We start from the raw sequence: 23,594 nt of genomic DNA, 5'->3' as shown, positions 1-23,594 counted from the left end.
CTCCTGCCAGGAATGCCCGTGAACGACCACCCTTCCTCCCCCCGCCAGCCCGCTCCCGGCCAGTCAGCTCCTGATCAGGCCGCCTCGTCAGCCCGGAAGACTTCGCCGCAGCAAGCCCCGGCCACCGCGGCACGCAAGCCTGCCACAACGCCACCGAGCGCGATCGAGCCGGTCACGGCGCCCGGCGTAGTGCCGGACGTGCCACTGGCACCACTGGCGGCATTGGAGGAGGCACAGCTCGAGTGGGACGACACCGCGCCACAGGCCACCGATTACGGCGATGTGTACTTCTCGATCCACGATGGCCGCGCCGAGACCGTGCACGTCTTCCTCGACAGCAACCGGCTGAGCGAGCGCTTCCGTGACTGGCGGGAAGCGCGCCCCTTCGTGATCGGCGAGACCGGCTTCGGCACCGGCCTCAACATCCTGTGCGCCGCCCAGCGCTTTCTGGCAACGGCACCCGCCGAGGCGCGCCTGCATGTCGTCTCGGTGGAAAAGCACCCGATGCGCGCCGCGGATCTCGAGCGGGCACTGTCCGCCTGGCCGGATCTCGCCTCACTGGCGAAGCCGCTGGTCGCTCAATGGCCCGCTGCCGTCCTCGGCGTGCACCGCCTGTGGCTGGATGAGCGCATCACCCTGGACCTGCACTTCGGCGATGCGGTGGAGCGCCTGTCGCGCCTGGAAGGTGGCGTGGATGCCTGGTTCCTCGATGGCTTCTCGCCGTCGAAGAACCCGCAGATGTGGTCACCCGAGCTGTTCGCGGCCATGGCGGGTGTCTCGCGCCCCACGGCGACCTTCGCCACCTTCACCGCCGCGGGCTTCGTGCGGCGTGGCCTGCGCGCGGCAGGCTTCGTGTGGCGCAAGGTGCCCGGCCACGGCATGAAGCGCGAGATGATCTGCGGCGAGCTGGACGAGCCGACCGCCGCCGCGCGCGCCGAACTGATGGGGCTTGATGCCTCACCCGCGTCCGGCCATGCCCCCATGAAAGAGCACGCGGTGCGTGGCGCCCTTCATCCGCTGCGTCGTGAGCAGCCCTGGACTCAGGCTCCGCAGCCAGCGCCTATCGCTCGCGAGACGCATGTCGCGGTACTCGGCGCCGGTATCGCCGGCACCAGCTGCGCCGAGGCGCTGGCGCGGCGCGGCGTGAAGGTCACGCTGATCGATGCCGAAGCCCCCGGCGCGCGTGCCTCCGGCAATCGCCAGGGCGCGCTCTACGTCAAGCTGGCCGCCGAGACCAACCCCGCCAGTCGCTTCCAGCTGGCCGCGCTGCAGTACAGCCGGCGCTGGCTGGCAAGCCTCGACCCCGAGCAGATCCTGTGGTCCGCCAGCGGCGTGCTGCAGCTGGCCACCAGCGAGCGTGAGCGCAAGCGCCAGCAACGCTTCCTCGACAATCACCCGCTGCCCGAGGCGCTGCTCAGGCCTGTCAGCGCCAGTGAGGCCAGTCGAATCGCCGGCAGCGAGATCACCTTCGACGGCCTCTTCTATCCGGTCGCGGGCTGGGTGCGCCCCAGCGCGCTCTGCCAACACCTCGCCGCCACCCCGGGCATCCGCTTTCTGCAGGCACGCATCGAGGCCATTCAGTCGCTGGAGAACGAGGAAGGCGGAGAGGAAGGCGCAGAGACAGGCAACAGCAAGCCAACATCACGCTGGCAGCTGCAGACCAGCGACGGCAGCTGTCTAGAAGTCGATCAACTGATCGTCGCGCTGGGGGAGCAGACTCACCTGCCCGAGCCGCTCGCGCACCTGCCGCTGCAGCCGATTCGCGGCCAGGTCAGCGAGATCACGGTAGCGCCGGAACACGCCGCGCACCTGCCCGCGCTCGACAGCGTGGTGTGCGCCGGTGGCTATGTCTCGCCCTATCAGCGCCACGCCGATGGCAGCGTGACCCTCAGCTTCGGCGCGACCTTCGCCCCGCGCGATGAGGATGAGGCGGTCCGCGCGGCGGACCACGCCGCCAATGTCGCGGAGCTGCGCAGCGCCCTGCCCGCCTTCGTCGCCGCCTGGGAGCAGGCGCGTGGCATCAGGCTGGAAGACGATGACTGGCAGGGACGCGTCGCCTGGCGCGCCGCCAGCCCGGACAAGAGCCCGCTGGCCGGCCCGGCACCGGACGCCGCGCAATGGCGTGAGGATTACGCCGCCATGGCCTTCGATGCGAAAAAACGCGTACCGCAGTCGAGCGGCGCCCACCTGCCCGGCCTGTGGCTCTCCACCGCACACGGCTCACGCGGCTTCACCACCGCCCCGCTGTGCGCTGAGCTGATCGCCTCGCAACTGTGCGGCGAGCCGCTGCCGCTGGAACGCGAACTGGCCGAGCACCTGCATCCGGGACGCCGCCTGATCCGCGATATCGTCCAGCGGCGCTGAGAGGTCGGTATCACTCAGGCCTGACGGCACTGTCTGGACAGGGCCTGACGGTCGATGACCTGATAGGTGAAGGATGGCCGGCCGATCTGTCCGTAGTGGAAGGCCTCGCTGAGCATGCCGCAGGCCGCGAGATGGCGCAGGTACTTGCGGATGGTCACTCGCGACATGCCGGTGGCAGGCAGCAACGCCTCACTGGTGAAGCTGCCTTCCTCGCGCGGCAGCGCCTGGATGGCACTGGCCACCAAGGCAAGTGATGCCGCCGTCACGCCCTTGGGCAGGCGCCCCTCGGGTACCGCGCCCGCAGCGCCGCTGACCAGCCCCTGCACGCCGAAGAGCTGGTCCAGTTGTTGCTGGCTGACTTCACCCTCGAGGCTCTCCAGCTGCTGGCGGCCGCGACGCGCCAGTGCCAACGCCTGCTGAAAACGGGCGAAGCTGAAGGGTTTGACCAGGTAATCGCACACCCCGAGCGCATGTGCGCTGCGCACCGTGTCCGCCTCACTGGCGGCGGTGATCAGGATCACCTGGATATCGGGGGCGGCGTGGCGCCTCAGCCATCGCAACACTTCCAGCCCGCTGCGGCTGCGCAGGTAGACATCCAGCAGCACCAGGTCCACCGCTTCCTGCGCCAGCACGTCGAGTGCCGTCGCGACATCCTCGCACTGGGCCACCAGGCGCATGCCGTCGATGCGACTGAGGTATTCGACATTGAGACGCATGACCATGGGGTCGTCTTCGACTATCAGCACACGCATGCGCTCTGGCTCCTTTATTGTGCAAGTTCCGGCCGCAACGCCATCCCGTGATGCGTGGCCCCCTATCAGGGCGCCGCGCCAGTCAGCAGTCGGCAAGGCAGGGTCAGCTCGACCAGGGTACCGCCGCCCGAGGGCGCATAGAGGTGCCATTCGCCCTCGCGCACGGTCACGATCTCCTGCACCAGCGACAGGCCCAGCCCGCGGCCTTCCCCATGACTGCTCACCCCCGCCATGCGTGCCGTCTGCCTCAGCTCCGTCGGCATGCCGGGGCCGTTGTCCGCCACGCTGATCGACAACTGCGCCTCTGTCGACGGGTCCAGTGATTCCAGCATCAACCCCAGGGTCACAGACGGGGCGTGAGCGTCAGCGCCCACCTCCTCCAGCGCTTCGAAGGCATTGTCGAGCAGATTGCCGATCACGCTGACCAGATCATGACTCAAGCTACGCTCCAGCACCGGAAATTCGGCCTGAGCGCCATCGTCCTGTGACATTCCCCACTCAGCGCAGCGGCCATGATGGCATTCGATCTCCAACTCGACCGTCAGCGTGATGCCACGCTCGCGAGCCTCGCTGTGCTTGCCGATCAGAAGGCCTGCCAGCAGAGGGTCCGCGATGCGCTCGGCGGCCGCGGCATCCGCCGGCAACTCCCGCTCCACCAGCAACGCAAGATAATCGCGCAGACCGGCGAGGTCCTGCATCTGTGTCAGGCCCGACAACACATGCAGCCGATTGCGGAACTCATGACGCGCGGCACGCAGTGACTCCGCCTGGCGGCGGACGCCGGTCAGCTCCTCGGCGAGGCGCTGCATGCGGTCGTGCTCGCGCAGTACCAGCACGCCGCCCATCAGCAGCTCGCCATCATGCACCCGCTGGCAACGCACCAGCAATCGCCGCCCGCCATGGGTCACCTGGCGCAGACGGGTCTCCTCCTGCTCGCTCACCGGCTGGCGCGCGACAAGGCACTCACGCATGCCGGTGTCGGGCAACCAGTCATCAAGGCGCTCGCCCAGCGTCGGCAAGGCCCCCAACAACTCGCGCGCCGCGGCATTCACCAGCGTGATCCGCCCCTCGGGATCGACCACGATGATGCCCTCTTCCAGGCTGGCCAGCACCGCCTGATGCTCCTCCACCAGGCGCGCGATGGCCGCCGGCTCCAGTCCCTTGAGCTGTCTGCGCAGATAGCGCGCAAGTCCCAGTGCGCCCAGCGTGCCGAACAGCATCAACACACCCAGTCCGAGCAGCAGCTGGCGCTTCTCATCGGCCAGACGCCGCCCCAGGGAGTCCAGCGTGATACCGATGGCCACCGCACCGACGACGGCGCGCTCATCGCTCTTGGACGCATTCGCCATGACCGGAACGAAGCTGCGCAGGCTTTCGCCGAGCGTGCCGCGGGATTCGGAGAGGTAGGAGGCGCCGGCAAGCGCACGCTGTTCGTCGCCACCCTGGAAGGGCTGCCCGATGCGTGCGGGGTCCGGGTGACTGAGCCGCAGGCCATCCGGGCGCATCACCACGATGAAGTCGACGGCATTCTCCCGACGCAGTCCCTCGATGCGTGCCGCCAGGCGGCTGTCCGCGACAGGAGGCACAGCCTGCGGTGAGCTGGCCTCGCTCAGGGCAGAACGCACCTCGGGCAGACGCGCGATGCGCTGGGCAAGAGCGGCAATGCGCTGGCCCTGGATCTCGCGCTGGGTCCGCTCCAGCTGGGCACTGAAGAGCCAGGCCGCGACCAGCAGGCTGACGATCACCATGCCGGCGGCGAGCAATGAGGTCAGCGCGCTCAGCCCGGGTTGAGAATGTCGCAACACGCCGGACAAGCCATGTGCCCCCTTGGTGGCATGGCCATTCGGCCCGGCGCATGGGCGAGTGGCAGTCGGCGCTTTCATAAGTTTCAAAAGGCTTTCTTTAATTCGCAAAACTTGGCCCTCGGGAGCCACACCGTAAGCTCCCTGTGACGCGCATCCAGTGCGCAAACATGATGTCCCTTCCCCGTCCCAAACGATCCCGCGATGCCACGCCAACGCGTCCGGGCATGACAACAGGTCCTGCAATGACAGAGTGCAGGACAAGGAGCATGCATGACACATTCCTCGCAGACCGCCACGGCCACGCCTGCCGCAGAGTCCCCCTGGCAGAAGACGCGCATCTTCGGCATGTCGCTGCCGATCTTCGCCCTGTCCTTCCTGGTCCTGATTGCCGCCATCGCCACCGACACCCTGCCTGCCGGCATGATCGGCGCGCTGCTGGTCATGATGATTCTCGGGGAGCTGCTGGGCTTTCTGGGCGACCGCCTGCCGATCATCAACAGCTATCTGGGTGGCGGTGCCATTCTCGCCATCTTCGGTGCCGCAGCGCTGGTCTACAGCGGCTGGCTGCCGCAAGAGGTCACGGCGAATGTCAGTGAGTTCATGAAGGCCGGTGGCTTTCTGAACTTCTACATCGCGGCGCTGATCACCGGCAGCATTCTCGGCATGGACTCCCGCGTGCTGGTCAAGGTCGGGGCCCGCTTCGCGCTGCCGCTGCTGTGCTCGGTGCTGTTCGCGGCGCTCTTCGCGATGCTGGTCGGCTGGGTCATGGGCTTCTCGCCCAAGGATGCCGTCATGGTCATCGCCCTGCCCATCATGGGCGGCGGCATGGGGGCCGGCGCCGTACCGATGAGCCAGATCTACGAGCAGCTGCTGGGGCAACCGGCCAGCTACTATATCTCGATCCTGGTGCCGGCACTGGCCCTGGGCAATGTCTTCGCCATCATCATTGCCGGGCTGCTCAACGGGCTTGGCAAGCGCTTCCCGTCGCTGACCGGTGGCGGCCAGATGATGCCGGGCGTCAATGTCCGCGAAGAGAAGAGCACGCCTGACCTGTCCCAGCTGGGCATCGGCATGGTGATTGCCCTGAGCTTCTTCGTCGCCAGCCAGATTCTCGGCAAGGTCATTCCGCTGCACCCCTACGCGCTTATGATCATCGCGGTCGCCGTGCTCAAGTGCGCCAACCTGGTACCGGAGAACATCAATCAGGCCGCCGCCCAATGGTTCCGGTTCGTGGCTGGCAACTGGACCTTCGCGCTGCTGTTCGGCATCGGCGTGGCCTATACCGATCTGGGACAGGTGATCGATGCCATCACCATCACCTACGTGGTGATCGTGTTCGGTGTCGTCGCGGGCGCCGCCTTCGGTGCGGGTCTGGTGGGCAAGCTGGTCGGCTTCTATCCCATCGAGTCAGCCATCACCGCTGGCCTGTGCATGGCCAACATGGGCGGCACGGGTGACGTCGCCGTACTCTCGGCGGCCAATCGCATGCAGCTGATGCCCTTCGCGCAGATTTCCTCGCGCCTGGGCGGGGCCTTGATCCTGTTGATCTCGAGCCTGGTCGTGCCGATGTGGTTCGCATGATCCGGCGCTTCGCCAGACGACACTAGGCGCACCAAAGGGTGCAACAACAGGCGCTTCATGAACGACAACGCCCCTGGCCTGTGCCAGGGGCGTTGTCGTTTCCAACCCCGGAGTCAGGGGCAGGGTCAGGGCATGCTCAACACAGCATGACCGCTGGCCGGGCTCAGTCGCCCTCTTCCTCGTCGTCCGCCAGCTGGCGACCGAAGGACTGCCATTGCTCCAGCGTCATCACCTCGGTGGATTCGGTGCCGATGTCGTGGACGATCAGCAGCTTGCCGCGTGACAGCTGGCCTTCCAGTTCTGCGACCCAGCCGGCCATGCCTTCACCGACATCGGTGGTGTCGTAGCCCTGACGGGTGACGAAGGCTTCCAGCAGGGCGCGCCGTGTATCGGCGGGCAGCATGGTCTGCGGCACCTCGATGAAGCGGTCCCGCGGGTCCATCTGATCAAGTGGCATCTGGCTCATGGGTAGCTCCTGTCCATCATCAGGGGGGCGTGACGCCGCCTGCGGTGCATCGTTCAGCGTATCCGTACTCATGCATCCTCTCCCGCGCTGTCTTGCGCACTGTCTTGCGGATTGTCCTGCTGTGCATCAGCACCGGATTCCCATTCGGCCAGGCGCTTCACGAAGGTCTCTTCGTCCAGCACCGTGAGGCCCAGCTGCATGGCTTTCTCGAGCTTGCTGCCCGCTGCCTCGCCGGCGACCACACCGGCGGTCTTCTTCGAGACACTGCCCGCCACCTTGGCGCCCAGCGCCTGCAGACGCGCCTTGCCTTCATCACGCGTCATGCTGTCGAGACTGCCGGTCAGCACCCAGGTCTGGCCTGCCAGCGGCTGGTGGCGCTCACCGATCTCGACCTCTTCCCAGCTCAGACCACAGGCGAGCAACGCTTCCAGCGTCTCGTTGTTGGTCGGCTGCTGGAAGAAGGTATGGATATGCGCGGCGACGATGGGGCCGACATCTTCCACTGCCTCCAGCGCGGCCTGATCCGCTGCGCGCAGCGCTTCAAGCGTGCCGAAGTGCGTGGCCAGATTCGCGGCGGTGGCTTCCCCGACTTCCCGAATGCCGAGGGCGTAGATGAAGCGCGCCAAGGTGGTATTGCGGCTCTTGTCCAGCGAGGCGACCAGATTGGCGGCGGACTTCTCGCCCATGCGCGGCAGCTCAGCCAGGGTGGCAGCTTCCAGGTGGAACAGGTCCGCCGGCGTCTTGACCAGCTCACGCTCGATCAGCTGCTCGATCAGCTTCTCACCGAGGCCATCGACATCCAGCGCCTTGCGGCTGGAGAAGTGCTTGAGGGCTTCCTTGCGCTGCGCGGCGCAGATCAGTCCGCCCGCGCAGCGTGCCACCACCTCGCCTTCGAGGCGCTCGATCTCGGAGCCGCACACCGGGCAGCCGTCCGGCAGCACGATGGCTTCACGGCTGGCACCTTCACTGGCGACCCGCACCACCTGCGGGATGACATCGCCGGCACGCCGAATGATGACGCTGTCACCGATCTGCACGCCGAGACGTTCCACCTCGTCCATGTTGTGCAGTGTGGCGTTGGAGACCACCACGCCGGCGACCTGCACCGGTGCCAGCCGGGCGACCGGTGTCAGCGCGCCAGTGCGTCCGACCTGAAAATCGACGCCTTCCAGGGTGGTTTCCTGCTCCTGCGCCGGGTACTTGTAGGCGATGGCCCAGCGCGGTGCGCGCGCCACGAAGCCCAGTTCACGCTGCAGACGCAGTGCATCGAGCTTGATGACCGCGCCATCGATGTCGTGATCGAGGCCATCACGCTGCTCACCGAGGCGGCGGGTGTAGTCGATGATGCCCTGAGCACCGCGCACCACCTCAAGCTGCGGGCTGGTGCGGAAGCCATAGTCGTTGAGCAGCGCCATCAGACCGGAATGATTCTGGCCGGCCTCGCTGGCGAGCAGCGCATCATCCACCCGCGCGACCTGATAGGCGCAGAATTCCAGCGGGCGCGAGGCGGCGATGTTGGAATCCAGCTGGCGCAGGCTGCCGGCGGCGGCATTGCGCGGGTTGGCGAACACCTTGCCATCCTCGTCGCGGCCGCGCGCGTTCAGCGCCTCGAAACCAGCGTGGCTCATGTAGACCTCGCCGCGCACTTCCAGCAGCTCCGGCAGATCATCACCCCGCAGCTTGAGCGGAATCGAGCGGATGGTGCGCAGATTGGTGGTGATGCCTTCGCCGGTGCGGCCATCGCCGCGCGTCACGCCCTGCACCAGCACGCCATTCTCGTAGATGAGCGACACGGCCAGGCCATCGAGCTTGGGCTCGCAGCAGAAGCTCAGCTCGTCACCCGCGTCCTGGGCGTCTCCCAGCTCCAGCGTTTTCGACGCACGTTGCACGAAGGCACGCAACTCATCGTCATCGAAGGCGTTGTTGAGCGACAGCATCGGCACCGCATGCTGCACTTCCTCGAAGCCGCTGGCCGGTGCGGCTCCGACGCGCTGGGTGGGCGATTCCGAGCTGATCAGCTGGGGATATTCGGCTTCCAGCGCCTCGAGACGGCGCAGGCGCGTGTCGTAGTCGGCATCGGTCAGCGTCGGATCATCCAGCACGTAATAGCGATGGCTGGCCTCGAGCAGCTCGCGATGCAGCTGCGCGACCTCCTCCATCACCTTGGCAGGCACGCCTTCCACCGCGGCCGGTGCAGCGGAGCGAGAAGCGCTCGAGGCGTTGGAATCATCGGCAGGCGCCGAAAACAGATCATCCTGGGCTGACATGACACTCACTCGAAACAGTGGCTCGCCAGCACTGCCAGAAGGCAGCGCTGAGCGACCTGAAAACGGGTGGCGACCCCTCCGACCTGATGCACTTGCAAGGGCTTGCAAAGACTTGCAGGCAGAGGGGTCGCCTTGATGCTGCCATTGTACTCAATGTGATCGACAGGCCACACATTCAAGCACTTCGGGCGACTGGCAGGGAGCGTCAAAGGCTGCAAGAGGTCGGCAGGACACGAAAACGCCAACGGCGACCCGAAGGTCGCCGTTGGCGTTTGGCATGACTGCTCGACTCAGAGAATGGCTGGGAGTCGATCAGTTGGCCTGGTAGCGATGCAGACGATTGCGACGCTCGAACTCATGCACCTGCTGGCGCTTGAACTCGATGGTCTGGGCCGTCATCACGCTGTGGTTCTCGTCTTTCAGCTCACCACCCAGACGACGCACCAGCAGCATGGCGATCTCGACCATGGTCTCGAAGGCGGCGGAAGTGTCGTCCGCGCCCGGCAGCGGCATCAGGAAGGTGACGCCATCCAGCTGGCTGTCCACCATCTCGGCCGGCTTGAAGATGCCCGGCTTGACCACGTTGGCCATCGCGAACTGCAGCGGGCTGTCGTCATCATCTTCCTCGTGGCGCAGGAACAGCCCCATCTCGGAATGACGCAGACCACAGGCCAGCGAGATGCCCAGCACGTCTTCACCGCTGAAGCCTTCATCGCCGCGCGCCATCACCGAGATGATGATGACTTCACTGGCATCGGCCAGGGTGTCACGTGCGAGCTGGTCATCGACCTGATTGCGTTCGGCACGCAGCACCAGCGGATGACGATCATCCTCGGGCGCTGTGGCATCGGCAGCAGGCGCGGCGGCCGCTTCCAGTGAAGGCTCCTGGCGCTGGGAAGCACTGCTGGCGACATCGGCCTGCTTGCCAGCGGAGGACGCCTCATTTCTGGCATCCTGACCTTCCTCGATCTCGGCCATCGGTTCGAGATCATCGGCCTGGGTGGAGGAGACGCTGATGCTGTCGTCCTCGGCGGTGATCACCGGCTTCTCATGGAAGTCGTCTTCGCGCGCCGTCTCGGCCTGCTCACTGGAGGCGCTGCCGAGCACGGGCTCACGATGCGCATCGTCGTGCTCATGCTCATCATCACGCCGTGCGCCCAGACTGGCCGTCACGTCGCGCATCGACTGGCTGGCACGTGCACCGAAGGCAGCCGCACGCTCGCCGAAGCCCTTGCGCTCCGGTGCCTCGCGACGCTCCATGGGCTGCGCCGGACGACTCGGTTGAGTCACCCGCGAGGCCTTGATGCCGTGAGCATTGTCGAGCACGACATCTTCCTCGGCCTCGGCATGCGTCTCGGAATCGCCAACCACCCGGTAGCCGCCATTCGGCAGCTCCCAGTTGTCACGTTCTTCCTCTTCTTCCACCGCGGGATTGCCCGCATCGTCGGTGGAATCCTCTGTACCCGCTCGATCCAGTCGGGGTACTCGACGTTGACGTTGGAGCCTGCGCACACCGTCAACGACGATGATTGCGACCAGCACCAACCCCAACAAGATGAGCCACTCTCTCAATTCCATGGGTCATTAGCCTGTTTGCTTGGGCACCATGCACGTGAACAGCATAGCGCGATTGCAGAAAAAGGGGACATTTTTTCGAATGTCAATCCTGTGGTGGTGACCTGCGCAATCGCCCTTCAATTATCCCTGACTGACACTATGACGCAAACTCGTAGTGCTTTCGATCTCTAGATGCAACACGATCTTGCCAACTAGGCCGCCAAGGCGGCCACTGGCTACCGCGCCGGAGGATGACCTTGCCCTCCTGAACGGCTTTTCCCTCACGCTTCGGCAAGCACGGCAGCTTCTTCTATCCCTACAGAGACAAGGCGCGAGACGCCGGGTTCCTGCATGGTGACACCCATCAGCCGATCTGCCGCTTCCATGGCGATCTTGTTATGGGTGATATAGATGAACTGTACGCTTTCCGACATCTCCTTCACCAGCCTCGCATAGCGTCCGACGTTGGCATCATCCAGCGGTGCATCCACCTCATCGAGCATGCAGAACGGGGCCGGATTGAGCTGGAAGATGGCGAAGACCAGCGCCAGTGCCGTCAGTGCCTTCTCACCGCCTGACAACAGGTGAATGGTGGAGTTTTTCTTGCCCGGTGGCCGCGCCATGATCGCGACTCCCGTCTCCAGCAAATCATCACCAGTCAGCGTCAACCATGCGGTTCCGCCCCCGAAGATCTTGGGGAAAAGCGCCTGGATTCCGGCATTGACCTTGTCGAAGGTGTCCTTGAAGCGCACCCGTGTTTCCTGGTCAATCTTGCGGATGGCGCGCTCGAGGGTCTCCAGCGCTTCGCTCAGCTCGGCATGCTGGGCTTCCAGATAGTTACGACGCTCGGCCTGCTGGTCGTATTCCTCGATGGCCGCCAGGTTGATGGCCCCCAGCCGCTTGATGCGCTCACCGATCTGCTCGAGGTTGTGACTCCAGGCCGACTCGGTGGCATTGGGGTCCAGCTCGTCCTCGAGCTGCGTGATCGCTGCCTCGTCATAGCCCAGCTCCACCAGTTGCTCGTCCTGCGCATCGCCCTTGAGGGTCAGCGCCTGCACCTGCATGCGGCCTTCCTCGAGGCGCTGGCGAATCCCCTCGAGATTGCGCTCATGAGTCTGACGCGCCTGTTCCGCCTGACGCATCTGTTCGACCAATTCATGAGTCTTGTCACGACAGGCGTTGAGCTTGGTTTCCTGATACAGACGCGTCTCGAGCAGCATCTCGAGCTTTTCGCGTTCTTCTTCCTGTGGCAGTGAGGCTTCTTCGCGGCTGGCCTCGAGCATCTCGATGCGCTCGGCGAGCTTCTCGCGTTGCTCGACGGCTCGCATGCGCTGGCCCTGCATGCCGTCACGTTCGGTGGTCAGGCGCTGACGCTCCATGTCGAGGCGGTTGACCTGCTCACGCGCGGGCGCCAGCTGGGCACGCAGCCCGGCCAGCGCCTCCTGATGTTCGCGCCGTGAACGCTCCAGCGACTCACGCGACTGGGCGTTGTTCTCGACCGCCTCCAATGCCTGCTGCCAGCGCTCACGCGCCTCCTCCAGCGTCAGGGCCTGAGTCTCGCGCGTTTCCGCCAGCTGCTCGAGCTCCTCATCCAGCTCACGAGCGCGGCCATCGACATGCTCCAGGCGGCTGGCGATGCCGGCCTCCTTGAGACTGAGTTCACGCTGGCGCTCGCCAAGCTCCCGCTCTTCGACGCGCAGATGCTCGAGTTGCTGCTCGGCGCCGGCAATCTGTTCGGCGGCTGCGGCCAGACGCGTCTCGATCTCCTCGAGACGCTCATCCAGTGACTGGAGTTCCAGCACGACCTGCTCGAGGCGCGCCCGCTGGGCGATGACGCTATCGGCTCGTTCACCGGCCACCTGGCGGCGGCTCCAGCCCTGCCCCAGCCACAGGCCATCCGGCGTCAGCACGCTCTCGTGCGCGGCCAGCGACTCACGTCTGGCCCAGGCGGCTGCCTGCGACTCGACACAGTGGATGCTGGCCAGCCAACCGGCCAAGGCATCCGCGCCACTCACCTGCGCCGCCAGGGTGCCGGCGGGGCGGGCTGCCGCGCTGGACGCCGGCGTGCCATCGACCAGCAACAGCTCGCCGCCGGGCAGCTCATCCATCAGCGTGGCCAGACGCGACGGCTCGCTCGCCGCCAGGCGCGCCTTGAGGAAGGGGCCCAGCACCCAGGCGCTGGCCGACTCCCAGCCCTCGGCGACCTCGAGCCCCTCGGCCAGCGCCGGGGTCTCGGCGAGCCCGTGCTGTTCCAGATGGCTCGCCAGGCTGTCATCGTCGTCACGCAGCGCCGCGTCGATCAATGCCTCAAGCGAGGCCTTCTCGCCCTGCAGGACATTGCGACGCTGGCGCAGCTGATCGCGCTCACCATCCAGCGCCAGACGATCGGCCTGGGCCTGCTCACGGGCTTCACTGGCCTGCTCGCGGCGCGACTCCAGTGATTCGCCGCTGAGCGACAATTCATCGAGCTGCTCGCGCAGCTCCTCGCGGGCTTCACGCAGCTCGGCGACATCCGGCAGCTCCGCCAGCTGCTGGCGACGGCGCTCGCGCTGGCGCTCGGCGTCGGCGATGGCATTCTCGAGCTGCTGGATCTCGCTCTGGGCCCGCTCGGCGCCACGCTGGGATTCGTTGTCGGCCTGACTGAAGCGCTCCCACTCGCTCTGGCTGTCCTGGCGGCGCTCTTCGGCCTCCTCCAATGACAGCTCGAGCCCTTCGAGGGTCTCGCGGGCCAGCTCGAGTTCCGGGGCGATGTCTTCCAGACGCGCATCGATCATCTCGAGGCGCTCGCCGTCCTCGCCCTCGACGCGCTGGATGTCGCTCAGCTCGCGCCTGGCCATCTCGAGATCCGCCGCCAGCTGCTGCTCACGGGTGCGGGCGTGCTCGAGGCTCTGCTCGAGGCGCGCGATCTGGGCGCCGGTCTCATAGAAGGCGGCCTGATGGGTTTCCAGCTCACCGGCCAGCTCGTCGTGCTGATAGCGCTGCTCTTCCAGCTGGCTCTCGCACTGACGCTGACCGAGAATCTCGCGCTCGACGCCGGTTTCCAGCTCCGCGACGCGTGACTGCTGCTCGCGCTGCTGCGCACGCAGGCCCCGCCGACGCAGCACGGCCAGCTCGCCCTTGAGGCGATATTCGTCCTGCTTGAGGGTCTGATAGCGCTTGGCGGCCTCGGCCTGACGCTTGAGGCGCTCGAGCTGCTTGTCGAGTTCCTCACGCAGGTCATCCAGGCGCTCCATGTTCTCCTGGGTGCGCTTCATGCGGTTCTCGGTCTCGCGGCGGCGCTCCTTGTACTTTGAGATGCCCGCGGCTTCCTCGAGGGTGCTGCGCAGGTCATCCGGGCGCGCCTCGATCAGCTGCGAGATCATGCCCTGACCGATGATGGAGTAGGAGCGCGGCCCGAGGCCGGTGCCGAGGAAGACGTCGGCGATATCACGCCGGCGACATTTCTGGCCATTGAGGAAGTAGCCGGACTGGCCATCGCGCGTCACCAGACGCTTGACCGCTATCTCGGCGTACTCGGACCAGGCGCCCCCGAGACTGCCATCGGCATTGTCGAAGGTCAGCTCGATGGAGGCCTGCCCCACCGGCTTGCGCCCGGTGGAGCCATTGAAGATGACGTCCGTCATCGACTCGCCGCGCAGATTCTTGGCGCTGGACTCGCCCATCACCCAGCGCACAGCATCGATGACGTTCGATTTCCCGCAGCCGTTGGGGCCGAGAATCGCCGTCATGTTGCTGTCGAAGGGCACGGTGACCGGATCGACGAAGGATTTGAAGCCGACCAGCTTGATCGATTTGAGCCGCATTGCGCCTGGCGCGTCCTTGAGTCTGGAGAAAGAAGGTCTGAAGAAATAAGTTCTGAAGAAATAAGTTCTGGAAAAAGAAGCTCTGACGCAGGAAAACCTGAAATACCGCGGCGTCGCAGGCCTTTCGATAGGAGCCCGCACCGCCACAAGGTAAACATGTCCTTACGACGAGACAGCCGGTCATCGAGGGTATTTTCGAAAAACCAGCGCGCAGTCTACCCAAAAGCGGCGATGGCCCCAACCGGCGCAATGACAAACGAAGCCGTCATCGCGCGGGCCAGGGGCCAATCGCGGCTTACTGAGTGATGCGGTGATCGATGCGCAGTGCCAGCGGCGCCTGTGATGCATCAGTGCCCTTCTCGTCATCGGCATCGGCACTGCGCGTGACGATGACATTCTCGAGCTTGCCTTCGAGATCCCCCGGCTGGGCCGTCGGCTGCCCGGAAGCGGAGATGCGCGCCACGAGCGTGACGCGCTCGGCCATCGAGAGCCGCGCCATCGGGGCCATGGCGTTGTCGTCCGACAGAGTAAGCGTCAGCGGCAGCTTGTCCGCGGTGGTGCGCACCACTGCCAGCGGCGGCAGCTTGCCTTCGGTGTCACGCGCCACGATGAACAGGGTCGTCGCTTCGGCACTGACCGGCAGCGCCGCCAGCTGCGCCTCGAGCGCCGGGTCCAGTGACACCTTGAGCGTCAGACGTGCAGCGCCCTCCTTGCTGTCCTGATCAGCCGCAGTGCTCTGAGCCACCGAGCCTTGATCTGGCGCGACCGAGTTGGCCAGGGCGACCGAGGCATCGACGTCACCGGCACTGGCCATGCGCTGGCGAGCGGCCTTGATGCCTTCGCGCAGCGCCTTGGTGGCATCGGGATTCTCGAAGCCGGCAATCGCCTTGCGCCAGTAATCGATGGCCTCGGGATAGCGGGCATGATCGAAAGCCTCGATCCCGAGCAGGCCGAGTACCGTCGGCTGACGCGGATCGGCCGCCAGCACTTCATCGACCAGTGCCTGGACCTCATCAGTCAGGGTGCGTTGGGCCGCGAAGAACTTGAGCTGCGCCAGCTGCGCGATCAGCGCAGGCACGCGGCCTTCGAGCGCGATCAAGGCCTCGAGCGACTGCATGGCCTCATCGAGACGTCCGGCATCGCGGTAGAGCGGGAACAGCGCCATCCACACCTTGGCGTTGTCGGGCTGGGCCTCGGCCTCGGCGCGCAGCCGGGCGATGCGCGCCTCGAAACTGGCAGCATCATGGATCGGCGTGGCGGCAATCGCCTGCGCCAGCGCCAGGTCCCCGCTCGCGCCTTCGCGCTGATACCAGTAGAGCGAGCCCGCCACCATCGCCACCAGCAACACGGGCACCAGCACGCGGCCGCTGCTGGCCGCCTTGAGCGGAGAGCGCTTCAGGGATTCGGCATCTTCCAGCAGGCTGCGTTCCAGCTCGACCCGCCCTTCCGCCAGCGCCGTGTCATCCAGCTCGCCGCGCGCATGGCCGCGCTCCAGCGAAGCCAGTCGACGCCGATAGACACGCACGTTCTCGGCGCCGAGGCTGTCGTTGTCCTCGAACGCCTGCTGATCGGCATGCACGCGGCGCGCCCGCCGCAACGGAAGCAACAGCAGCCAGCCGGCGGGAATCAACAGCACGGCAATCGCCAGCCATAACAGAATCATGAGCGCTCCTTGGCAGTGTGTTGCCCAGCGCCGGGCTGCTCATCGCCGGACTGGCGGTGCGTGGCAAGCAATGCCGACAGGCGCGCCTGCTCATCAGCATCCAGCGCACGCACTCGCGCACGCCGCCGGGCGCGCACGATCAAGGTCACGACCAGCAAGCCGAGCAGAATCAGGACAGCCGGGCCGCCCCACAGCAGCCAGGTACGCCCATCGAGGCGCGGGTTGTAGAGCACGTACTCGCCGAAGCGCGCGACCATGAAATTCTGGATCTCGCTGTCACTGCGACCGTCCTTGAGCAGGTCCGCCACGTTCTGGCGCATGTCACCGGCGATGGGGGAATCCGAGTCACCGATCGCCTGGTTCTGGCACTTGGGGCAGCGCAGCGCGGCGGTCAGGCTGTCGTAGCGCTTCTGCAGCACCGGATTGTCGAACTGATGCATCTCGATGGCGGCATGCGCCTTGCCGGCTGACAGCCAGGCGAGAAACATCAGCACCACCAGCGCCTGCACCAGCGGGATGGCGAAACTCCTGAGCACGGTTTTCATGAGCTGGCCTCCTCATCGGTCATGCTCGCAGCATCAGTCGCGGGCTCCGCGATGCGCTCCAGCGTCGGCAGGATGACGTCGCGGACATCTTCGGGGCGGATGTAGCCGGTGTGGTGATAGCGGATCACACCCTCGGCATCGACCAGGAAGGTTTCCGGTGCCCCATAGACGCCGAGATCAAAGCCCAGCGTGCCGTCGGGGTCGAACAGATTGACGCTGAACGGGTTGCCGAATTCCTCCAGGAACTGGCGGCCCTTGGCGCGGGTGTCCTTGTAGTCGACGCCGACCATGTGCACGCCGCGGCTGGCGAGATCCAGCAGCTGCGGCATCTCGTGCTTGCAGGTCGGGCACCACTCGCCCCATACATTGACGAGGCTGACCTGCCCCTTGAGCAGCGAGGCATCACGGCTCGCCTGCGGATCACTCAAGGTGCTGAGCGAGAATTCGGGGAAGGGCCGCGACAGCAGCGCGGAGTCCCGTGCATAGGGGTCATCATCGAGGCGCTGGTAGAGGAAGGCACCCAGCCCCACCACGACCACCAGCGGCACGAACAGCACCAGACGACGAATATTCATGGGCGAACCTCCTGCGTGGCGAGGGAGCGGGTGTCAGAGGCCGTGCTGGCCTCGACACGGCGGCGATAACGGCGATCCAGCACGGCGATCACACCGCCGGCCCCCATCAGCAGGGCGCCCAGCCACAGCCAGCGCACGAAGGGTTTGACCTGGATGCGTACCGCCCAGCTGTCGTCATCCAGCTTCTCGCCCATGGCGACGTAGAGGTCACGCGTGAAGCCGGCATCGAGCGCGGTCTCGGTCATCGGCATGCCGCTGGCCAGGAACAGACGCTTCTCGGGATGCAGTGTCGTCACCGCCTTGCCATCACGGCTGACTTCCACCGTGGCGCGGTCCGACAGGTAGTTGGGGCCGCGATATTCACCAAGCTCTGTCATGCGGAACTGATAGCCGCCCACGCTGACTTCCTTGCCCTGCACCATGCGCACGTTCTCGGCGACCTCGGTATTGGAGACCAGCGTCACGCCGACGATGGTCACCGCCAGCCCCAGATGCGCCAGCTGCATGCCCCAGTAGCTGGGCGTGAGGCGCTTGAGCCCCGCCCAGCGACCCGCCTTCGAGGCACTCTTGTCCCACAGGTCGCGCAGCAGCGGCAGCACCACCCACAGCGCGATGACCAGCCCGAGCGCCACCGAGAAGCTCCACTCGATATCCAGCGTCAGCGGCAGCAGGCCGCCGATGACGAGTGCCGCGCTGCCGGCCAGCGCCAGGCGACGCGCCAGCTCGCGCCCCGGCATCTGCTTCCAGCGCGAGGCTGGCCCGAGGCCCATGAAGGCACACAGCAGCGTGGTCAGCGGCACGAACAGCGCATTGAAGTACGGCGGGCCCACCGAGATCTTGCCCAGCCCCAGCGAATCCAGTACCAGCGGATAGAGGGTGCCCAGCAGCACGGTGACCATCATCACCAGCAGCACGAGATTGTTGACCAGCAGGAAAGCATCCCGCGATAGCCAATGAAAGCCCAGCGTCGAACGCACGCGCGGTGCACGCAGCGCGAACAGCAGCAGCGAGCCACCGACGGTGATGCCGAGCAGTACGAGAATGAACAGCCCGCGATCGGGGTCGCTGGCAAAGGCGTGCACCGAGGTCAGCACGCCGGAGCGCACCAGGAAGGTGCCCAGCAGTGACAGCGAGAAGGCGAAGATCGACAGCAGTACCGTCCAGCTCTTGAAGGCGCCGCGCTTCTCGGTGACCGCCAGCGAGTGGATCAGGGCGGTACCGGCCAGCCACGGCATCAAGGAAGCGTTCTCCACCGGGTCCCAGAACCACCAGCCGCCCCAGCCCAGCTCGTAGTAGGCCCACCAGCTGCCCAGCGCGATGCCGACGGTGAGGAAGGCCCAGGCGATGTTGGTCCAGGGGCGCGCCCAGCGTGCCCAGGCGGCATCGAGACGCCCGCCCATCAGTGCCGCCATCGCGAACGCGAACGCCACCGAGAAGCCCACGTAGCCCATGTAGAGCATCGGCGGATGGATTATCAGCCCGATGTCCTGCAGCAGCGGATTGAGGTCCGCGCCGTCAGCCGGCATGTCCGGCAGCAGGCGCGCGAAGGGATTGGAGGTCAGCAGCACGAAGGCCATGAAGCCGGTGGAGATCAGCCCCATGATGCCCAGCACCCGTGCCAGCATGTCGCGCGGTAGATGGCGCGCGCCCAGCGAGACGGCAAAGCCCCAGCCGGCCAGTATCAGGCTCCACAACAACACCGAGCCTTCATGACTGCCCCATACGGCGCTGAACTTGAAGTACCACGGCAGCTGGCTGTTGGAGTTGTTGGCGATGTAGGCGACGCTGAAATCATCCAGCAGGAAGCTCGCGGTCAGGCAGGCATAGGCGATCAGCACGAACAGGAACTGCCCCCAGGCCATCGGCTGGGCGAAGCTCATCCACAGCGGACGGCGCGTACTGGCCCCCGCCAGCGGCACGACCGCCTGCACACAGGCCAGACAGGCGCCCAGAATCAGCGCGAAGTGGCCGATTTCCGGCAACAGTTGCGTCACCATCACGGGGTCTCCTGCGGATCGAGCGCGGCCTTGGCAGCGCTGCTGTCGCTGGTCAGGTTGCCCGTCCTGTTACCAGACACATCACGCCCGGAGGCCTTGAGTGCATCGGTCACCTCCGGCGGCATGTACTTCTCGTCATGCTTGGCCAGCACCTCGCTGGCCTCGAGATGCTCACCATCGAAGGTGCCCATCACCACCACGCCCTGCCCTTCACGGAACAGGTCCGGCAGGATGCCCTGATAATGCACCGTCACGTCATGATCGAAATCCGTGACGGTGAAGATGGCATCCAGCGTCTCATTGTCGCGCCTGACACTGCCATCACGCACCATGCCGCCCGCACGGATCTGCCGCCCCTGGGGCGCTTCGCCGGTGGCGATCTGCGTCGGAGTATAGAAGGCGTTGATGTTGGCACGCAGGGCATAGAGGGTCAGGCCCACCGCGAGGGCGGCCAGCAGCACGATGGCCGTGACGATATACAGGCGCTGCTTGCGTTTGGGAGTCATGGTCAGGGCTCGATCAGGGCAAGGGACGGTCAAGCCTCTCGCGGCCGGCGGGACAACCGCCGCGGGAGGGAGAAAACAGGTTCAATCACGAGAGCTGTGGCGCGAAGCCTGATGTGACGAACGATGCGAAGCGCGGTGTGAAGCAGGGTGCGAAGAATGACGGGAAGCGTCACGGCGCAGCCGGCGACGGATATCCGCCTCCAGCGCGCGACGCGACAGCCGCGTGGCGATCACCAGCCCCACCAGACACGCCGCCGTCAGCCCCCAGGCCGACCACACATACAGCGCATGGCCGCCCATGGCGAAGAACTCGCTGACACTCGAGAAGGCGATGCCCGGCAGGTTCATGGCTTATCCCCTTCTGCCGCGACCACCGCCGCGTCGGGGCGCGCATGCGAAGACGGACTCAGCAGATCACGCACCCACTGCTTGCGACTCTCGCGCCTCAGCACCTCGACCCGCGTGCGCATCAGCACCAGCGCGCCGAACAGGGCGTAGAAGCCGATCACCATCATCAGCAAGGGAATCCACATGCTGGCCGGCATCGGCGGCGCTTCGCTGAGCGTGAAGGTGGCCGGTTGATGCAGTGTGCTCCACCAGTCCACCGAATACTTGATGATCGGGATGTTGACCATGCCGACCAGCGCCAGGATCGAGGCCGCACGCGAACCGCTGTCACGGCTGGCGAAGGAGCCACGCAGCACGATCACGCCCAGATACAGGAACAGCTGGATCAGCATCGAGGTCAGCCGGGCATCCCAGATCCACCAGGTGCCCCAGGTGGGAATGCCCCACACCGAGCCGGAAAACAGCGCCAGCGCCGTCATCAGGGCACCGACGGGCGCGGCGGCCGTGGCGACCATGTCCGCCAGCTTGATCTTCCACACCAGGAAGAGCAGCGCGCACACCGCCAGCAGCATGAAGCACGACTGGGCGAGAATCGCCGCCGGCACATGCACATAGATGATGCGGAAGCTGTTGCCCTGCTGGTAGTCGGCGGGCGCGAAGGCCAGCCCCCAGACACTGCCGGCCACCAGCGCGATGATCGCCAGGGCCCAGAGCCACGGCAGCCAGCGCTGGCTGGCCGCGAAGAAGGTCGCCGGTGCGCCCATGCGATGCAGCCACGGCCATAGCCCGCCCTTGCGGGGGCGAACCTTGCGGGCAGGCGCTTGAGGAGAGTCGGAGTCGGCGGTCACACGGGCCTCTTGTCAGGGGCAATGAAGAGCCTTGCGAATGCCCGAGAATGCTCGGGCAGCGTCATGCAGTTCTTGATCGGGCTAGCCATTGATGCTCAGCCTGAGTCCGGCGGCGATGGCGAGCGGTGCCAGCAGCAGGGCCAGCGCCAGCATCGCGCCCAGAATGGCCAGATGGGCCAGGCTGGGCATGCCATTGACGGCGCTCTGTACGGCGCCGGCACCGAAGATCAGCACCGGAATGTACAGCGGCAGAATGATCAGCGAGAGCAGCACCCCGCCACGCCGCAGCCCCACCGTGAGTGCCGCACCGATCGCGCCGATCAATGACAGGCTCATACTGCCCAGCGCCAGCGAGGCGATCAACACGCCAAAGGCGCCGCTCGGCAGCCCCAGCATCACGCCCAGCAAGGGTGCCATCAGCGCCAGCGGCAGGCCGGTCAGCAGCCAGTGGCCCGCCACCTTGGCCAGCACCAGCAACGGCAATGGCTGCGGCGTCAGCAACAGTTGCTCGAGGCTGCCGTCCTCCAGATCCTGCCGGAACAGACCGTCCAGTGACAGCAGCGTCGCCAGCAATGCCGCCACCCACAGCAGGCCCGGCGCCAGCGTCGCCAGCAGCGCCTTGTCCGGGGAGATGCCCAACGGAAACAGCGTGATCACCAGGGCGAAGAACACCAGGGGGTTGATCAGCTCACTGCGTCGGCGCAGCGCCTGACGCAGGTCGCGCGCGAGGGTCGCCTTGAAGGCACCGGCCAGCGAGCTGGTGGGCGGGGCCTCGGGCAGTGCCGTCAGCAGCTCATGGTTCATGCCGAGGCGCCTTGTATCGAGGCTGTGTCTTTCCCGCCCATGCCCTGCTCTGAACCCTGTTCGGCCTTCTCCCCTTCCTGCGCGCCCAGGCACAGGCGGCGCAAGCGCGAGGCCTGCGAGAAGCGATGATGAGTCGTCATCACCACGCTGCCCCCACGCTGGGCGTGAGCCAGCAGCAATGCTTCCAGCGCCTGAACGCCGTCGCTATCGATGGCGGTGAAGGGCTCATCGAGCACCCACAACCGGCGTGGCGTCAGATGCAGCCGCGCCAGCGCGATACGTCGCTGCTGACCCGCGGACAGCTGCTGGGCAGGCACATCCTCGAAACCGGCCAGCCCCACGGCGTCCAGCGCCGCCCAGGCGAGCTCGCTGCGGGCCTCTGACTTTGCCTGCGGCTGACCGCCAAGCGCCTGATACCAGGCAAGGTTTTCCAATGCGGTCAGGGTGCCCTTGATGCCGGGCTGGTGACCCAGATAGAGCAGTGAGCCCAGAAAGTCGTCACGCACCCGCGAGGTGGGCTGGCCGCGCCACAGCACCTCGCCCTCGTAGTCATGGAACTGACCGGACAGAATCTTGAGCAGGGTCGTCTTGCCACTGCCATTGGGGCCCTCGACCTGCAGGATCTCTCCCGCATGCAGCGAAAGATCCAGCCCCTCGAACAGCCAGCGCTCATCACGCTCACAGCCGAGCGCCACGACCGCCAACAGAGGCGGCGCGCTACAGACTTCATCGCTGGCAGACTGGCTGGGCATCCCGGATTCTCGCGGCTGAGCCGTCGCGGAGTGCGACATCAAAAGCAGACCCAAAGGGTCACTGCGAGCCATTCTACGAGCTGAGGTCGACACTGACCACCGAGCAGCCGATCGCCTGGCCTCGCAGCCCCGCCATGACGGGCAGTCAAGCACTCGAGAAATATATCAGCGACATGTGGTGCACATTCATACGACACACTTTCGCTGGATTGGCGCTGGTCGATCCGCTCACCTCTTGCCACTTCGCGAGAGCTTGCTATGATGCAGACACTGTATACAAAAACAGTATCCATGCAGTACCTTCATCACACGCCTGCCGAGTGCAGGCACAGACTGATCGGGTCGGCTCAACGCGTTGTCAGCATGTTCGCGGAGCCTAGCAGGCGACAGATGAACTCAGCCTGACGACCCTCCACGCTGCACCGCAGGCCGACGCACCATCCGCGCCGACCGCACGGCATCAGGGGATAGCTCATGTCACGTCTTCACGCTCCGCACTACCTTCAGCGTCTTCACAACCTGCCGCTCAATGACCAGGCCTGGCAGGAAATCACCGCCAGCGACATGATGGATATCCCGCTGCTCGGCAACATCACGGCCGGCATGCCCATCGAAGCCATCGCCGACTGCGGTACGGTTGCCGTGCCGACGCGCATGGTGCGCCGCAATACCTACGCCCTGCGCGTGCGCGGCCATTCGATGATCAACTGCAATATCCATGATGGCGACATCATCATCATCGAACGCAGCGAAAGCGCCGAGAACGGCGAGACCGCCGTGGTGATGATCAATCAGCAGGAAGTGACGCTGAAGAAGCTGTATATCGAGAAGACCGGCGTGCGCCTGCAACCGGCCAACGACAGCATGGCCCCCATCTATCTCAAGAATGCCGATATCGAAGTGCTGGGCATGGTGATGGGCGTGGTGCGCGGCAACGCCGTCACTCACTGAGGGCGACGCT

General features: G+C 65.8%; 18 protein-coding genes. 3 read left to right on the top strand and 15 right to left on the bottom strand.

Annotation, left to right across the window (positions count from 1 at the left end):
- Positions 1 to 18: 18 nt before the first annotated feature.
- Positions 19 to 2,364 (top strand): bifunctional tRNA (5-methylaminomethyl-2-thiouridine)(34)-methyltransferase MnmD/FAD-dependent 5-carboxymethylaminomethyl-2-thiouridine(34) oxidoreductase MnmC, encoded by a 2,346-nt coding sequence (gene mnmC, locus MKZ40_RS11890; RefSeq protein ID WP_348994701.1) that lies wholly within the window; start codon positions 19 to 21, stop codon positions 2,362 to 2,364.
- Between the two features lie 14 nt (positions 2,365 to 2,378).
- On the opposite strand, the gene MKZ40_RS11885 is transcribed toward mnmC, so the two are convergent.
- Positions 2,379 to 3,116, bottom strand: a complete 738-nt coding sequence (locus MKZ40_RS11885; RefSeq protein WP_175089931.1) for a response regulator — start codon at positions 3,114 to 3,116, stop codon at positions 2,379 to 2,381.
- A gap of 65 nt (positions 3,117 to 3,181) precedes the next feature.
- A complete protein-coding gene (locus MKZ40_RS11880; protein WP_254627125.1) occupies positions 3,182 to 4,999 on the bottom strand; it encodes a sensor histidine kinase in 1,818 nt (605 codons plus the stop codon).
- A gap of 192 nt (positions 5,000 to 5,191) precedes the next feature.
- Here MKZ40_RS11880 and MKZ40_RS11875 point away from each other — a divergent pair, with 192 nt between their 5' ends.
- Positions 5,192 to 6,502: a 2-hydroxycarboxylate transporter family protein gene (locus MKZ40_RS11875; RefSeq protein ID WP_054555304.1), complete on the top strand. Its 1,311-nt coding sequence runs from the start codon at positions 5,192 to 5,194 to the stop codon at positions 6,500 to 6,502.
- A gap of 163 nt (positions 6,503 to 6,665) precedes the next feature.
- Here MKZ40_RS11875 and MKZ40_RS11870 read toward each other — a convergent pair whose 3' ends face one another.
- The 13 genes from MKZ40_RS11870 to ccmA form a co-directional block, all read right to left on the bottom strand.
- Entirely contained in the window at positions 6,666 to 6,968 is a 303-nt protein-coding gene (locus tag MKZ40_RS11870) for a YheU family protein (RefSeq protein ID WP_248379925.1), read from the bottom strand.
- Between the two features lie 68 nt (positions 6,969 to 7,036).
- On the bottom strand, positions 7,037 to 9,127 hold the full coding sequence (ligA, locus tag MKZ40_RS11865) for an NAD-dependent DNA ligase LigA (protein ID WP_254627126.1): 2,091 nt from the start codon (positions 9,125 to 9,127) through the stop codon (positions 7,037 to 7,039).
- Between the two features lie 420 nt (positions 9,128 to 9,547).
- Complete coding sequence (locus MKZ40_RS11860) at positions 9,548 to 10,660, bottom strand: cell division protein ZipA C-terminal FtsZ-binding domain-containing protein (protein WP_282627895.1); 1,113 nt, start codon at positions 10,658 to 10,660, stop codon at positions 9,548 to 9,550.
- A 413-nt stretch (positions 10,661 to 11,073) separates the two neighbouring features.
- Positions 11,074 to 14,595, bottom strand: coding sequence for a chromosome segregation protein SMC (gene smc / locus MKZ40_RS11855; protein ID WP_175089940.1), 3,522 nt, complete (start codon positions 14,593 to 14,595; stop codon positions 11,074 to 11,076).
- Between the two features lie 295 nt (positions 14,596 to 14,890).
- Positions 14,891 to 16,258 (bottom strand): c-type cytochrome biogenesis protein CcmI, encoded by a 1,368-nt coding sequence (gene ccmI, locus MKZ40_RS11850; protein ID WP_175089942.1) that lies wholly within the window; start codon positions 16,256 to 16,258, stop codon positions 14,891 to 14,893.
- Positions 16,255 to 16,746, bottom strand: coding sequence for a cytochrome c-type biogenesis protein (locus MKZ40_RS11845; RefSeq protein WP_175090068.1), 492 nt, complete (start codon positions 16,744 to 16,746; stop codon positions 16,255 to 16,257). Before MKZ40_RS11845 ends, ccmI begins: the two co-directional genes overlap by 4 nt.
- 53 nt (positions 16,747 to 16,799) lie before the next feature.
- Positions 16,800 to 17,378 (bottom strand): DsbE family thiol:disulfide interchange protein, encoded by a 579-nt coding sequence (locus tag MKZ40_RS11840; protein WP_175089944.1) that lies wholly within the window; start codon positions 17,376 to 17,378, stop codon positions 16,800 to 16,802.
- A complete protein-coding gene (locus MKZ40_RS11835; RefSeq protein WP_282627901.1) occupies positions 17,375 to 19,375 on the bottom strand; it encodes a heme lyase CcmF/NrfE family subunit in 2,001 nt (666 codons plus the stop codon). The genes MKZ40_RS11840 and MKZ40_RS11835 overlap by 4 nt, the downstream gene beginning before the upstream one ends.
- Positions 19,375 to 19,881 carry a cytochrome c maturation protein CcmE gene (ccmE, locus tag MKZ40_RS11830; RefSeq protein WP_175089946.1) on the bottom strand — a complete coding sequence of 169 codons (507 nt, stop codon included), beginning with the start codon at positions 19,879 to 19,881 and terminating at the stop codon, positions 19,375 to 19,377. The genes MKZ40_RS11835 and ccmE overlap by 1 nt, the downstream gene beginning before the upstream one ends.
- Positions 19,882 to 19,962: 81 nt before the next feature.
- Positions 19,963 to 20,229, bottom strand: a complete 267-nt coding sequence (ccmD, locus tag MKZ40_RS11825) for a heme exporter protein CcmD (RefSeq protein ID WP_217485884.1) — start codon at positions 20,227 to 20,229, stop codon at positions 19,963 to 19,965.
- Entirely contained in the window at positions 20,226 to 20,993 is a 768-nt protein-coding gene (locus MKZ40_RS11820) for a heme ABC transporter permease (protein ID WP_175090070.1), read from the bottom strand. The genes ccmD and MKZ40_RS11820 overlap by 4 nt, the downstream gene beginning before the upstream one ends.
- A gap of 165 nt (positions 20,994 to 21,158) precedes the next feature.
- On the bottom strand, positions 21,159 to 21,881 hold the full coding sequence (ccmB, locus tag MKZ40_RS11815) for a heme exporter protein CcmB (protein WP_043333704.1): 723 nt from the start codon (positions 21,879 to 21,881) through the stop codon (positions 21,159 to 21,161).
- Entirely contained in the window at positions 21,878 to 22,633 is a 756-nt protein-coding gene (ccmA, locus tag MKZ40_RS11810) for a cytochrome c biogenesis heme-transporting ATPase CcmA (protein WP_175089947.1), read from the bottom strand. Before ccmA ends, ccmB begins: the two co-directional genes overlap by 4 nt.
- Positions 22,634 to 23,107: 474 nt before the next feature.
- Between ccmA and MKZ40_RS11805 the strand changes: the two genes are divergently transcribed.
- On the top strand, positions 23,108 to 23,584 hold the full coding sequence (locus tag MKZ40_RS11805) for a LexA family transcriptional regulator (RefSeq protein WP_043333703.1): 477 nt from the start codon (positions 23,108 to 23,110) through the stop codon (positions 23,582 to 23,584).
- The last annotated feature ends 10 nt before the right edge of the window (positions 23,585 to 23,594 follow it).

The sequence above is a fragment of the Cobetia sp. BMC6 genome (genome assembly GCF_029991385.1).
Lineage (GTDB): Bacteria > Pseudomonadota > Gammaproteobacteria > Pseudomonadales > Halomonadaceae > Cobetia.
The sequence above is the reverse complement of the archived record's forward strand: the minus strand, read 5'-3'. Positions and strand labels throughout refer to the sequence as shown.